A 14422-nucleotide genomic window follows, 5' to 3' on the forward strand; every position below is an offset into this window, starting at 1 on the left:
GGAATCTTTTGCCCAGACCTTGAAGCTATTGAAGGCTTTCTGGAGCTCTCTTTTTTATGGAAAAAGAATCAAAATACCTTTTTCAGTGAATAACGAGATTAACGGCTTTTTCCGTTTTTCCGCGCTAGGTGAATTTGTTATAATGTTTAAATGGTAACAAACGAATGGAGGAACGTATGACGTGTACGATGTAACGGAGTGGAAGCATGTCTTTAAACTCGATCCAAATAAAGATTTGCCTGATGAACAGCTGGAGATTCTTTGTGAATCAGGAACGGATGCGGTCATTATCGGAGGAAGCGATGGTGTGACAGAGGACAATGTCCTGCGGATGATGTCTAAGGTGAGACGGTTTTTGGTGCCGTGTGTCCTTGAGGTGTCAGCGATAGAAGCAATCGTTCCCGGCTTTGACTTATATTTTATTCCGAGCGTATTAAACAGCAAAAACACAGACTGGATTGTCGGAATGCACCAGAAAGCCATGAAGGAATACGGAGAACTGATGTCTATGGAAGAAATCGTGGCGGAAGGCTACTGCATCGCTAATCCTGATTGCAAAGCGGCGGCACTGACTGAAGCGGATGCTGATCTCAGTATTGACGATATTGTCGCCTATGCGCGTGTGTCTGAACTGTTGCGTCTTCCAATTTTTTATTTGGAATACAGCGGCGTGCTTGGAGACATAGAAGCAGTGAAGAAAACGAAGGCTGTATTGGAAACGTCCACCTTGTTTTACGGCGGCGGCATCAAGGATGCGGAAACGGCAAAGCAGTATGCTGAGCATGCTGACGTGATTGTGGTTGGCAATGCGGTGTATGAAGATTTTGACCGGGCTTTGAAAACAGTAGCGGCTGTGAAAGGCGAGTAGTAAATTGTACGGATTTGGTTTATGATAGAACATATGTTTTGTATAGGCGGGTGAACAAATTTTGAATTATATTAGCAATCAATTATTAAGCGGATTAAACCCCGTTCAGCAGGAAGCTGTCAAAACAACGGACGGGCCTCTCTTGCTGATGGCGGGAGCGGGAAGCGGAAAGACGCGTGTCCTGACACACAGAATCGCTTATTTAATGGCGGAAAAGCATGTGGCGCCGTGGAACATTCTGGCGATCACATTTACAAATAAAGCAGCACGCGAAATGAAAGAACGTGTGGAAAGCATTCTCGGACCGGGCGCGGACGATATCTGGATTTCCACATTCCACAGCATGTGCGTGCGGATCTTGCGCAGAGATATCGACCGGATCGGGATCAACCGCAATTTCTCCATCCTTGATACGGCAGACCAGCTTTCAGTCATCAAGGGGATTTTGAAGGAGCGCAATCTTGATCCGAAGAAGTTTGACCCAAGAAGCATTCTCGGCACAATCAGCAGTGCGAAAAACGAATTGACCGAACCGGAAGAATTCTCTAAAGTTGCAGGCGGCTACTATGATCAGGTCGTCAGCGATGTATACACTGATTATCAGAAGAAACTGCTGAAAAATCAATCGCTTGATTTCGACGACTTGATTATGACGACCATTAAATTGTTTGACCGTGTACCGGAAGTGCTTGAATTTTATCAGCGCAAATTCCAGTACATCCACGTCGATGAGTATCAAGATACGAACAGAGCCCAATACATGCTTGTTAAGCAGCTTGCAGAGCGTTTCCAGAACCTTTGCGTTGTCGGGGACTCTGATCAGTCGATCTACAGATGGCGCGGCGCGGATATCGCCAACATCCTTTCTTTTGAAAAGGATTACCCGAACGCCAGCGTGATTTTGCTTGAACAAAATTACCGTTCAACGAAACGGATATTGCGTGCGGCTAACGAGGTCATCAAAAACAACTCAAACCGCAAACCGAAAAATTTGTGGACGGAAAACGATGAAGGCATCAAAATTTCTTATTACCGCGGAGATAATGAGTTCGGCGAAGGACAGTTTGTGGCCGGTAAGATTCATCAGCTTCACAGCTCAGGCAAGCGGAAGCTGTCGGATATCGCCATTTTGTACCGGACAAACGCGCAGTCCCGTGTGATTGAGGAAACGCTTCTCAAAGCAGGCTTGAACTATAACATTGTCGGCGGCACAAAGTTCTATGACAGAAAAGAAATTAAAGACATTCTCGCGTACCTGCGTCTCGTATCCAATCCAGATGACGATATCAGTTTCACGCGCATTGTCAATGTGCCGAAACGCGGAGTCGGTGCGACATCACTTGAAAAAATCGCTTCGTATGCGGCGATGAACGGCTTATCATTCTTCCAAGCCATTCAGCAGGTTGATTTTATCGGCGTTAGCGCCAAGGCAGCTAACGCGCTTGACAGCTTCAGGCAGATGATTGAAAACCTGACCAATATGCAGGATTACTTATCCATTACAGAGCTGACAGAAGAAATTCTTGATAAGACGGAATACAGAGAAATGCTGAAGGCTGAGAAATCAATCGAAGCCCAAAGCCGTTTAGAAAACATCGACGAGTTCCTGTCTGTTACGAAAAACTTTGAACAGAAAAGCGAAGATAAGACACTTGTTGCGTTTCTGACAGACTTGGCGCTGATTGCAGATATTGATCAGCTCGACCAGAAAGAGGAAGAGTCAGGCGGCAAGGATGCAATCACCCTGATGACACTGCACGCAGCAAAAGGACTGGAGTTTCCGGTTGTTTTCTTGATGGGGCTTGAAGAAGGCGTCTTCCCGCATAGCCGTTCATTAATGGAGGAAGCGGAAATGGAAGAAGAACGCCGCCTTGCTTACGTTGGGATTACAAGGGCGGAGCAGGAGCTTTATCTGACCAATGCCAAAATGCGCACCTTGTTTGGCCGAACAAATATGAACCCGGAATCTCGCTTTATTGCTGAAATACCGGATGATTTATTGGAAAACCTAAATGAGAAAAAAGAAACGAGAGCGCCGTCTGCGAGAAAAATGCAGCCGAGACGCGGCCCTGTTTCACGTCCGGTATCCTACGCCAGCAAAACAGGCGGCGACACCTTAAACTGGGCAGTGGGAGATAAGGCCGGCCATAAAAAATGGGGAACAGGAACTGTCGTCAGCGTGAAAGGCGAAGGAGAAGGGACGGAGCTCGATATTGCCTTCCCAAGCCCAGTCGGCGTGAAACGCCTGTTAGCAGCATTTGCTCCTATTGAAAAGCAGTAATTGAAGAGGAAAGGAAGAAGCAGATGGACAAAGAAACAGCGAAGCAGCGGGCAGACGAACTGCGCCGCACCATCAACAAGTATAGCTATGAATATTACACCTTAGATGAACCGAGCGTCCCTGATGCTGAATACGACAGATTGATGCAGGAGCTGATTGCGATCGAGGAGGAGCATCCAGACCTCAGAACACCTGACTCTCCTACGCAGCGTGTCGGCGGATCTGTGCTTGAAGCGTTTCAGAAAGTCACACACGGCACGCCGATGCTCAGTCTGGGCAACGCCTTTAATGCCGATGATCTTCGTGATTTCGACCGCCGGGTGCGCCAGGCCGTCGGCGACGATGTGGCGTATAATGTGGAGCTGAAAATAGACGGTCTTGCTGTTTCTCTCCGTTATGAAGACGGCTATTTTGTCAGAGGAGCCACAAGAGGTGACGGAACGACGGGAGAGGATATTACGGAGAATCTGAAGACGATCCGCAATATTCCGCTCAAAATGAAACGTGATCTGTCGATCGAAGTGCGCGGCGAGGCGTATATGCCGAAGCGTTCGTTTGAAGCGCTCAATGAGGAACGGATCAAAAACGAAGAAGAACCGTTCGCCAATCCGCGAAATGCCGCCGCGGGATCACTCAGACAGCTCGATCCGAAAATTGCAGCGAAACGAAACCTCGATATCTTCGTCTACAGTATAGCGGAGCTTGACGAGATGGGTGTGGAGACGCAAAGCCAGGGGCTTGATTTTCTCGACGAAATCGGATTTAAAACAAACCAGGAACGAAAAAAATGCGACAGCATAGAAGAAGTTATTGCACTGATCGATGAGTTTCAGGCTAAGCGCGCTGACCTCCCGTATGAAATTGACGGCATCGTGATTAAAGTTGATTCTCTTGATCAGCAGGAGGAGCTCGGTTTTACGGCGAAAAGCCCGCGCTGGGCCATCGCCTATAAATTTCCTGCTGAAGAGGTCGTGACAAAGCTTCTCGACATCGAATTAAATGTCGGCAGAACGGGTGTAATTACGCCGACCGCCATTCTTGAGCCGGTAAAAGTTGCCGGCACAACGGTCTCAAGAGCATCCCTTCATAACGAAGATTTAATTAAAGAGAAGGATATTCGGATATTAGATAAGGTCGTCATTAAAAAAGCGGGCGATATCATTCCGGAAGTCGTGAACGTCCTTGTTGAACAGCGCACAGGAGAAGAAAAGGAATTCAGCATGCCGACGGAATGTCCTGAATGCGGGAGCGAACTCGTCCGCATCGAAGGAGAAGTGGCGCTTCGCTGCATTAATCCTGAATGTCCGGCACAAATCCGGGAAGGGCTGATCCATTTCGTTTCCCGCAATGCCATGAACATTGACGGGCTTGGCGAACGAGTTATCACACAGCTGTTTGATGAGAACCTTGTCCGCAATGTGGCGGATTTGTATAAGCTGACGAAGGAACAGGTCATCCAGCTCGAACGCATGGGCGAAAAATCCACTGAAAACCTGATTAGCTCCATCCAAAAATCAAAAGAGAACTCGTTAGAGCGCTTGCTATTCGGACTCGGCATCCGCTTTATCGGTTCAAAGGCCGCAAAGACGCTTGCCATGCATTTTGAAAGCTTGGAGAACCTGAAAAAAGCTTCAAAAGAGGAGCTTCTCGCAATCGATGAAATCGGTGAAAAAATGGCTGATGCGGTCATCACTTATTTTCATAAAGAAGAAATGCTTGATCTCTTGAATGAACTTCAGGAGCTGGGCGTAAACACACTTTACAAAGGCCCGAAAAAAGTAAAAGCAGAGGACAGCGATTCTTACTTTGCCGGTAAAACAATTGTTCTGACAGGAAAGCTGGAAGAACTGTCAAGAAACGATGCCAAAGCGCAAATCGAAGCGCTAGGCGGCAAGCTGACTGGAAGCGTCAGCAAAAACACAGACTTGGTCATCGCCGGAGAAGCGGCGGGAAGCAAGCTGACAAAAGCACAAGAGCTGAACATTGAAGTGTGGAATGAAGAACAGTTAATGGGAGAGCTAAAGAAATAAGAGGAGTGTTTTCTATTGAAAAAGACGTTGGCAATGGCGGCAACGGCGGCAGTGTTAATGCTGTCTGCCTGTTCGTCAGGTTTTGGGGGGGATAAGGAGGAAGAGATCACGCAAAAGACGGCGAAATCGTCAGAAAAAGCGATTGTCCCGAAATATAATATCTCTGACTCCTATTACAAAATGGTGCTGCCGTTTAAGGCAGGAAAAGCGCGCGGCTTAACAACGGAACAGCTGAATACAAGACTGGACATTGATGAGTTTGAAACAGGGCTGATGCGTCTTGCCCAAGATTCTTTCTCGACTGACGATTATCTGTTCCAAGAAGGACAATATTTAGATGAAGATACAGTATTAAGCTGGCTGGCACGGAAAAAAACAGGCTCTGATCTGAAAAAAGCCCAAAAAGAAGATAAAAACTTCAAAAATGAAGGCTTGAACCCAGCGCTTCCGAACTCCGGTTCAACAGAAGAAAAGAACGAAAACAGCCCGGTTTATTTAGCATCCATGCTGGAGCACGATTATTTAGTCAGAAAAGACAAGAATTCCATCCAGCTTGGCGGCGTGATGATCGGGCTGGCATTAAACTCCGTGTATTACTATCGTGAAAAAACAGGCGACCCTCAAAAAGAAGTGGAGATTAAGGACAGCACGCTTCGCGAGCAGGGAGAAAAAATCGCACAAGAGGTCATTAACCGCCTCCGTAAAAAAGATAACCTGAAGAATGTGCCGATCACAGTCGCGCTCTATAAGCAGGCTTCAAAAACATCGATTGTGCCGGGGAACTTCATCGCCAAAACAGAAGTCAAAGCTGGCTCCACGGATATCTCAAACTGGGATGACATAAACGAAAAATATGTATTTTATCCGGCGGATACAACGACAGCAGAAAAATACCCGGATGACACCGAGGTCTTTAAGCGGTTCAAAAACGCAATTGAAGAATATTTCCCGAACTACACAGGCGTTGTAGGTACAGCGTTATATGAAAATGATGAAATGTCGAAAATGAAGATTGACATTCCAATGCAATTCTACGGAAAAAGTGAAGTTGTCGCGTTTACCCAGTTTTTAACGGGTGAAGTGATGGATTACTACTCCAAGAGCTCAGTTGATGTCGAAGTCAATATCACATCCTCAGACGGACAGGAAGCGGTCATTATCCGCAATGCCGGAGATAAAGAGCCGACTGTTCACATTTATGACTGATAAACAAAGCAGAACCCTTGTGCCAATATGGCGCAAGGGTTTTTTTATGTTACAATTAGCAGGAAAAGGAAAAAAGATGCATTTTCGCTACTGCCGAAACACAAATTAGGGGGAGGTATGTTGATGCTGGAACTCGTGTGAAAACAATCAATATCAAATCAATAGCAAAGAAAGGGAGTTAGACGTGCATAAAGAAATCAAAAACATATTTCATGAAGATCAGGTTTTGGCAGAGGCTGCGATGAAATACGGTTTCTCAAACAGTCAGGTACGTTTTCTGGCTGATGCGGAAAACTATGTATATGAATTTATGAAAGACAATCAATCTTATATTTTAAAGATCACCCATACGATTCGGAGATCTTCTGATTATATTATGGGAGAAATGGAATGGCTTCGTCACCTTGCGGAAGGCGGGCTATCAGTTGCCAAACCGCTGCCGTCGCTGGGCGGAAAAGACGTTGAAGAAGTGCCAGACGGAAACGGCGGTTCATTTTTACTAAGAGTGTATGAGAAAGCGCCAGGGCAAAAAGTAGATGAATCGGACTGGAATGAAACGCTATTTTATGAGCTTGGCAGATACACAGGCGAGATGCACAGCCTGACAAAAAGCTATAAACTGAGCAATTCCGCTTTTAAAAGGCAGGAATGGGATGAAGAGGAGCAATTAAAGCTGAGAAAGTATGTGCCTGGAGAACAGACAAAAGTGTTTCAGCAAGCCGATTCTCTGATGAATGAACTGCGGCGGCTGCCGAAAAGCCGGGACAGCTACGGTTTGGTGCACGCGGATCTGCATCATGGCAATTTTCATTGGGATCATGGCAAAATCACAGCATTTGATTTTGATGATATCGGCTATAATTGGTTCATTAACGATATCAGCATTCTCCTCTACAATGTGCTGTGGTACCCGGTTGTGCCATATGAAGATAAAGCTGCGTTTACAGAAGAATTTATGACGCATTTCATGAAAGGGTACTGGGAGAAAAATGAACTTGATCCTGCATGGCTGGAAAGGATACCTGATTTCCTCCGCCTCCGCCATATGCTGATTTATGGACTGCTACATCAGATGTTTGACCTTAACGCAATAGGAGAAGAGGAAAAAGAAATGCTCGCCGGCTTCAGAAGAGATATAGAGAATGGCACACCGATCACAGCATTTGATTTTTCCGCACTGATGTAGATAGAAAAAAGCCAATGGGATTCTGTCCCATTGGCTTTTATAATGTATCACACTTTACGCCGACTACGCCTTCAATGTCTTTAATGTCATAGTAGACATCGGTCGTGTACCTGTTTTTATGGACGCGGACCTTCACTTCCATAATCGGAAATTCCTTTTCGCCCAGATCGTCGATCCGGACGGAGTGTGTTTTGATATCTCTTCTTTTCATTTCTTTTAAAATCTCTGTCATTTTGTCTTTATCAGAAAGCGACATTCTGATACGGATGTCTTTTTCCTGAAGGCGGTCTGGACCGATTTTTCTGACCACCCATGGGAGAAATTCCACGCTGATCAGGATGAACAGAAGACTGGCAAACGCTTCTTTATAAAATCCGGCTCCCGTTGCCAGCCCGAGCCCTGCTGCCCCCCAGATCATAGCTGATGTCGTCAGGCCGGAAATGACATCGTTGCTTTTCCGCAAGATGACACCGGCTCCGATAAACCCGACGCCGGAGATGATTTGTGCTGGCAGACGCAGCGGATCCATCATGATGCGGTAGTATTTAGGGAAATGATATGCCGCATTAATACTGACGATCGTCAGCATGCATGAGCTGACGGCGATAACGATACAGGTTTTTAATCCGAGCGGCTTATTTTTTAATTCGCGCTCAAGCCCGATGACCATGCCTATCAAAGTGGCAATGCCCAGTTTTAATAATATATCAGGATCAATATACCAGCTCAACAGCAACTTCCCCCTTCTCTAAGGTGTTTTTAAATAAATATGATTTTCTCACAGTATTTATAGCAAAACAAGAGCACAAAAGCCACCAAGCAGTGCTTGATGGCTTATTGCTTACTTTTTGCGTTTTAACAGCTTTTCCATGACACCGAATAAACGGTAAGAGGCTTTTGCAGGACGTTTTGTGATCAAGCTTCCGATAATACCCGCAATCATACTCAGGAAAAATCCTGGAATCATTTCATAGATGCCTGTAGAGTCAGCTAAACCAGTTGTAATCCAAATTAATACTGTCGCAGCTCCCACAACCATGGCTGAAAGGGCGCCCCATTCAGTCATCCGTTTCCAATACAGGCTCAGTAAAATGGCAGGCCCAAAAGCAGAACCGAATCCGGCCCACGCATAACCAACCAAATCAAGAATCGTGCTGCTTGGATTCAAGGACATGAGAATCGCAATGACCGCGATAATCAATACTGACAGCCGGCCGGTCATGACCAATTCTTTATCTGATGCTTCACGTCTGAAAAATGTCCGGTATAAATCTTCTGTCATTGCGCTCGCTGTTACCAGAAGCTGAGAAGAGATCGAACTCATAATCGCTGCTAAAATAGCAGACAGCAAAAATCCCGTAATTAATGGATGGAACAATATTTTAGAAAAAATAATGAAAATCGTTTCAGGATCACTTACAGCAACTCCGAATTTATGTGCGTAAGCCACACCGACTAAACCCGTTACGGTTGAACCAAGAATGGAGATAATCATCCAGCTCATACCGATTCTGCGCGCAGGTTTTAAATCCTTGATATGCTTAATCGCCATAAAACGGACGATGATATGAGGCTGGCCATAGTAGCCTAAGCCCCAGGCCAAATAAGAAATAATGCTAATGACGCTCGCGCCTTTAAAAATATCCAATAGCTTTGGGTCTACAGCTGTAATCTCATGTAAAGCAGGAGAAACGCCGCCCAGCTGGGTAAAAGCAACGATCGGCACAAGCACTAGTGCTGCAAACATGATCGCACCCTGTACAAAGTCAGTCAGACTGACAGCAAGGAAACCGCCAAACAGTGTATATAACACGACAACGCCTGCAGTCAGCAGGAGTCCAAGTGTATAATCGGCTCCAAAAGCAGATTCAAATAATCTTCCGCCTGATACCATACCTGAAGAAGTATACAGTGTGAAAAAGATCATAATGATTAAAGCTGATACAATTTTCAGCACTGACGAAGAATGCTGGAATCGTTTATCAAAGAAATCGGGAATCGTAATCGCGTCATCCGCCGCTTCCGTATACGCTCTAAGACGCGGAGCCAAAAGAAGATAGTTCGAATACGCGCCGATTGTCAAACCGAGTGCAAGCCATAGTGTCGACAAGCCTGTCGCAAACATTGCTCCTGGAATTCCCATCAGCATCCATCCGCTCATATCCGCCGCTCCGGCAGACAAAGCTGTGACAAACGGTCCGAGACCTCTTCCTCCAAGCATGTAATCGTTGATATCAGTTGTTTTCTTAAACGAGTACCAGCCGATTAACAGCATGGCAGTAAAATAAATTCCTAACGATATAATAATTTCAATACTCACATTTTACCCTCTCTTCATTTCTAATAATGTTGCATCACCTCTCAAATTGATGGTGCCAGTTAAGCAGCCTGGCGCAAGTGCAAACCCTAAAGTCATTCATTTGCAGGTGCACTTGTTAACTTAACCTAACAAAGTATTCCCGGCCATTCAAGCGATGAAACCTGAATCACCAGCTGAAAATACTATTGCAAACCTAGAAGGGAATAAAGAATGAAGCGTTTTCAAAAAATAATAAAAGTAAAAATATTCAGAAAAGTATTTCGTTTCTCCTTTGCCTCTTTTTAGTATAAAATATATAGGGTATTGTCTCGAAAACACAGGCCTGTCCCAAGGTGTTTTGTTGCTTTAGAGGGCTTGTTTTTGATATGATCAGTATTATATGACTTAACGGAGAAATATGTGGAGGTGGATCATATGTCACGAATTTCAATAGAAGAAGTAAAGCACGTTGCGCACCTTGCAAGACTTGCGATTACTGAAGAAGAAGCAAAAATGTTCACTGAACAGCTTGACAGCATCATTTCATTTGCCGAGGAGCTTAATGAGGTCAACACAGACAATGTGGAGCCTACAACTCACGTGCTGAAAATGAAAAATGTCATGAGAGAAGATGAAGCGGGTAAAGGTCTTCCGGTTGAGGACGTTATGAAAAATGCGCCTGACCATAAAGACGGCTATATTCGTGTGCCATCAATTTTGGACTAAAGGAGGGACACAAGAATGTCATTATTTGATCATAAAATCACAGAATTAAAACAGCTCATACATAAAAAAGAGATTAAGATTTCTGATCTGGTTGACGAATCTTATAAACGCATCCAAGCGGTTGATGATAAGGTACAAGCCTTTTTGGCATTAGATGAAGAAAGAGCGCGCGCGTACGCGAAGGAGCTTGACGAGGCGGTTGACGGCCGTTCTGAGCACGGTCTTCTTTTTGGTATGCCGATCGGCGTAAAAGATAATATCGTAACAAAAGGGCTGCGCACAACATGCTCCAGCAAAATTCTCGAAAACTTCGATCCGATCTACGATGCTACTGTTGTTCAGCGCCTTCAAGACGCTGAAGCGGTCACAATCGGAAAATTGAACATGGACGAATTCGCCATGGGGTCATCTACCGAAAACTCAGCTTACAAGCTGACGAAAAACCCTTGGAACTTAGATACAGTTCCCGGCGGTTCAAGCGGCGGTTCAGCGGCTGCGGTTGCTGCGGGAGAAGTTCCGTTTTCTCTTGGATCTGACACAGGCGGTTCCATCCGTCAGCCTGCATCTTTCTGCGGCGTAGTCGGATTAAAGCCTACATACGGACGTGTATCCCGTTACGGGCTCGTCGCATTTGCGTCTTCATTAGACCAAATCGGGCCGATTACTCGTACGGTTGAGGACAACGCATTCTTGCTTCAAGCGATTTCCGGCGTAGACAAAATGGACTCCACGAGTGCAAATGTGGACGTGCCTGATTTTCTTTCTTCATTAACTGGCGATATCAAAGGACTGAAAATCGCCGTTCCGAAAGAATACCTTGGTGAAGGTGTCGGCAAAGAAGCGAGAGAATCTGTACTTGCCGCGTTGAAAGTTCTTGAAGGCCTCGGCGCTACATGGGAAGAAGTGTCTCTTCCGCACAGCAAATACGCGCTTGCGACATATTACCTGCTGTCATCTTCTGAAGCGTCAGCCAACCTTGCACGCTTTGACGGCATCCGCTACGGCTACCGTACAGACAACGCGGACAACCTGATCGACCTTTACAAGCAAACGCGCGCTGAAGGTTTCGGAAATGAAGTCAAACGCCGCATCATGCTCGGAACGTTCGCTTTAAGCTCAGGCTACTACGATGCGTACTACAAAAAAGCGCAAAAAGTGCGTACCTTGATTAAGAAAGACTTCGAAGACGTATTTGAGAAATATGATGTTATTGTCGGACCGACGACACCGACACCAGCATTTAAAATCGGTGAAAATACGAAAGATCCGCTTACAATGTACGCAAACGATATCTTAACGATTCCGGTCAACCTTGCCGGCGTACCGGGAATCAGTGTGCCATGCGGATTAGCAGACGGACTTCCGCTCGGCCTGCAAATCATCGGAAAACACTTTGATGAAAGCACTGTATACCGTGTTGCTCATGCTTTTGAACAAGCGACAGACCATCATAAAGCAAAACCTGAACTGTAAGGGGTGAAAAAAATTGAACTTTGAAACGGTAATTGGACTTGAAGTCCACGTCGAGTTAAAAACAAAATCAAAAATTTTCTCAAGCTCTCCAACGCCATTCGGCGCGGAGGCGAATACGCAGACAAGCGTCATTGACCTCGGATACCCGGGCGTCCTGCCTGTTCTGAACAAAGAAGCCGTTGAATTTGCAATGAAAGCCGCTATGGCACTCAACTGTGAGATCGCAACGGATACGAAGTTTGACCGCAAAAACTATTTTTATCCGGACAACCCAAAAGCGTATCAGATTTCTCAATTTGATAAGCCAATCGGCGAAAACGGCTGGATCGAAATTGAAGTCGGCGGAAAAACAAAACGCATCGGCATCACACGCCTTCACCTTGAAGAAGATGCCGGAAAACTGACGCATACAGGCGACGGCTATTCTCTTGTTGACTTCAACCGCCAGGGAACGCCGCTTGTTGAGATCGTATCAGAGCCGGATATCCGCACGCCGGAAGAAGCGTACGCGTATCTTGAAAAGCTGAAGTCCATCATCCAATATACTGGCGTTTCTGACTGTAAAATGGAAGAAGGCTCACTTCGCTGTGACGCCAATATCTCTCTTCGTCCGATCGGCCAAGAGGAATTCGGCACAAAAACAGAATTGAAAAACTTGAACTCCTTTGCGTTTGTTCAAAAAGGTCTTGAACACGAAGAAAAACGCCAGGAGCAGGTTCTTCTCTCCGGCGGCGTCATCCAGCAGGAAACACGCCGTTACGACGAAGCAACGAAGAAAACCATTCTCATGCGTGTCAAAGAGGGATCTGACGACTACCGTTACTTCCCAGAGCCAGACCTTGTCGAGCTCTACATTGATGACGAATGGAAGGAACGCGTAAAAGCAAGCATTCCTGAACTTCCGGATGAGCGCCGCAAGCGTTATATCGAAGAGCTTGGATTGCCTGCATATGACGCGATGGTTCTGACGCTGACAAAAGAAATGGCTGATTTCTTCGAAGAAACCGTTCAAAAAGGCGCTGAAGCCAAACAAGCGTCCAACTGGCTGATGGGTGAAGTGTCAGCCTATCTGAATGCTGAGCAAAAAGAGCTTGCTGACGTTGCGCTGACACCTGAAGGCCTTGCCGGCATGATCAAATTGATTGAAAAAGGAACCATTTCTTCTAAGATCGCGAAGAAAGTGTTTAAGGAATTGATTGAAAAAGGCGGCGACGCTGAGAAGATTGTGAAAGAGAAAGGCCTCGTTCAGATTTCTGACGAAGGCGTGCTTCTGAAGCTTGTCACAGAGGCGCTTGACAACAATCCTCAATCAATCGAAGACTTTAAAAACGGGAAAGACCGTGCGATCGGATTCCTTGTCGGCCAGATTATGAAAGCGTCCAAAGGACAAGCCAACCCGCCGATGGTTAACAAAATCCTGCTTGAAGAAATTAAAAAACGCTAATAAAAAAAGCAGCCCGCAGAGGCTGCTTTTTTTATGGTCAAATCGAGATGAAAACAGAGATCAGAGTCCGAAGCTTTTCAATTTCTTTGTCGGTGGTTCCGGTTAAATTGGACAGCATGCCTTTAATAATCGGCTTGCGCGGTTTATCCTGAGACAGTTCTTCCTCGATGACCTCCAGCGATACAGTGATATCCTCGGGAAGCGTGCTGTTTTCTTTCACTTTCTGAATGTCCTCAAGGAGCTGGTCTTTCCCCGCAGGCATCGGTCTGAAAATGTCTTTTGGCACAATTGGATTGAGGGTTGAACGGTTCAGTCCCTGTACGAGGTCATCCAGTCTCTCGATGATAAAGGCTGAGATTTCTTCTGCATTGATATTGAGCTCTCCGTTAAATACCATCACATTCATATAGGAATGCACAATGCCTCTTGCCATGATGGAGAGGTCCGCTACGTACCGCTCGATTCCTTCGCCATAAGACGTCAGCAAGGCGTTCCGGTACAGTTTATCCGTTTCCGCGGTTATGTTGTAAAAGTATTGCTTGATTTCTTGATTCTCCGGAATGATATTTTCATTAAGCAAAAGAACGATAAAATCTTTATGATCGCGAAAATCCTCAAACTGAGCGCCAATTTGTTTTTTTAGCACTTCCTTAGGCGGTTTTCCGGCGAGATCCTCTTCTATATTTTTCATTTTTTTCATAGACATACCGATGTAATATTCACAGGCAGATAACAGCAGCGCTTCTTTCGATTTAAAGTGCAAATAAAAAGCGCCCTTCGAGATACCGCATTCACTAGCGATTTCCTGGATCGTCGTAGCTGCAAATCCTTTTTTCGCAAATAAATGAATGCTGGTTTTTATGATTCTCTCTTTTTTTTCATTCATGACGTGCTTCCCCTTAATCCTTG

The 14422-nt window shown here is 45.6% G+C and carries 10 protein-coding genes and 1 pseudogene; 8 read left to right on the forward strand and 3 right to left on the reverse strand.

Annotation, left to right across the window (positions count from 1 at the left end):
* Positions 1–181 precede the first annotated feature (181 nt).
* From pcrB to GYO_RS26050, 5 genes are all read left to right on the forward strand, one after another.
* Complete coding sequence (pcrB, locus tag GYO_RS26030) at positions 182–868, forward strand: heptaprenylglyceryl phosphate synthase (protein ID WP_014112931.1); 687 nt, start codon at positions 182–184, stop codon at positions 866–868.
* A gap of 61 nt (positions 869–929) precedes the next feature.
* A complete protein-coding gene (pcrA, locus tag GYO_RS26035) occupies positions 930–3149 on the forward strand; it encodes a DNA helicase PcrA (protein WP_014112932.1) in 2220 nt (739 codons plus the stop codon).
* 23 nt (positions 3150–3172) lie between these two features.
* Positions 3173–5179 (forward strand): NAD-dependent DNA ligase LigA, encoded by a 2007-nt coding sequence (gene ligA / locus GYO_RS26040; RefSeq protein ID WP_014112933.1) that lies wholly within the window; start codon positions 3173–3175, stop codon positions 5177–5179.
* A 15-nt stretch (positions 5180–5194) separates the two neighbouring features.
* Positions 5195–6385: a CamS family sex pheromone protein gene (locus tag GYO_RS26045; RefSeq protein ID WP_014112934.1), complete on the forward strand. Its 1191-nt coding sequence runs from the start codon at positions 5195–5197 to the stop codon at positions 6383–6385.
* Positions 6386–6569: 184 nt separating this feature from the next.
* Entirely contained in the window at positions 6570–7571 is a 1002-nt protein-coding gene (locus tag GYO_RS26050; protein ID WP_014112935.1) for a phosphotransferase enzyme family protein, read from the forward strand.
* Positions 7572–7608: 37 nt separating this feature from the next.
* Here GYO_RS26050 and GYO_RS26055 read toward each other — a convergent pair whose 3' ends face one another.
* Both GYO_RS26055 and opuE read right to left on the reverse strand, forming a co-directional pair.
* Positions 7609–8307: an MgtC/SapB family protein gene (locus GYO_RS26055; RefSeq protein ID WP_072181537.1), complete on the reverse strand. Its 699-nt coding sequence runs from the start codon at positions 8305–8307 to the stop codon at positions 7609–7611.
* Between the two features lie 105 nt (positions 8308–8412).
* Positions 8413–9891, reverse strand: a complete 1479-nt coding sequence (gene opuE / locus GYO_RS26060) for a sodium/proline symporter PutP (protein ID WP_014112937.1) — start codon at positions 9889–9891, stop codon at positions 8413–8415.
* Between the two features lie 414 nt (positions 9892–10305).
* Between opuE and gatC the strand changes: the two genes are divergently transcribed.
* From gatC to gatB, 3 genes are read left to right on the forward strand one after another with little or no spacing between them, the layout of a single operon-like run.
* Positions 10306–10596 (forward strand): Asp-tRNA(Asn)/Glu-tRNA(Gln) amidotransferase subunit GatC, encoded by a 291-nt coding sequence (gene gatC / locus GYO_RS26065; protein WP_003219442.1) that lies wholly within the window; start codon positions 10306–10308, stop codon positions 10594–10596.
* Between the two features lie 15 nt (positions 10597–10611).
* Positions 10612–12069, forward strand: a complete 1458-nt coding sequence (gene gatA / locus GYO_RS26070) for an Asp-tRNA(Asn)/Glu-tRNA(Gln) amidotransferase subunit GatA (RefSeq protein WP_003242878.1) — start codon at positions 10612–10614, stop codon at positions 12067–12069.
* Between the two features lie 13 nt (positions 12070–12082).
* On the forward strand, positions 12083–13513 hold the full coding sequence (gatB, locus tag GYO_RS26075) for an Asp-tRNA(Asn)/Glu-tRNA(Gln) amidotransferase subunit GatB (RefSeq protein ID WP_003219444.1): 1431 nt from the start codon (positions 12083–12085) through the stop codon (positions 13511–13513).
* Between the two features lie 18 nt (positions 13514–13531).
* Here gatB and GYO_RS26080 read toward each other — a convergent pair.
* A pseudogene (locus GYO_RS26080) lies at positions 13532–14399 on the reverse strand (TetR/AcrR family transcriptional regulator); the annotation flags it as partial.
* Positions 14400–14422 lie beyond the last annotated feature (23 nt).

This window comes from Bacillus spizizenii TU-B-10 (genome assembly GCF_000227465.1).
Taxonomy (GTDB): Bacteria; Bacillota; Bacilli; order Bacillales; family Bacillaceae; genus Bacillus; species Bacillus spizizenii.

Excerpts from the sequence above, each read along its gene's own strand:
- gatC (WP_003219442.1), top strand. The coding sequence starts at position 10,306 with ATGTCACGAATTTCAATAGAAGAAGTAAAGCACGTTGCGCACCTTGCA.
- gatA (WP_003242878.1), top strand. The coding sequence starts at position 10,612 with ATGTCATTATTTGATCATAAAATCACAGAATTAAAACAGCTCATACAT.
- ligA (WP_014112933.1), top strand. The coding sequence starts at position 3,173 with ATGGACAAAGAAACAGCGAAGCAGCGGGCAGACGAACTGCGCCGCACC.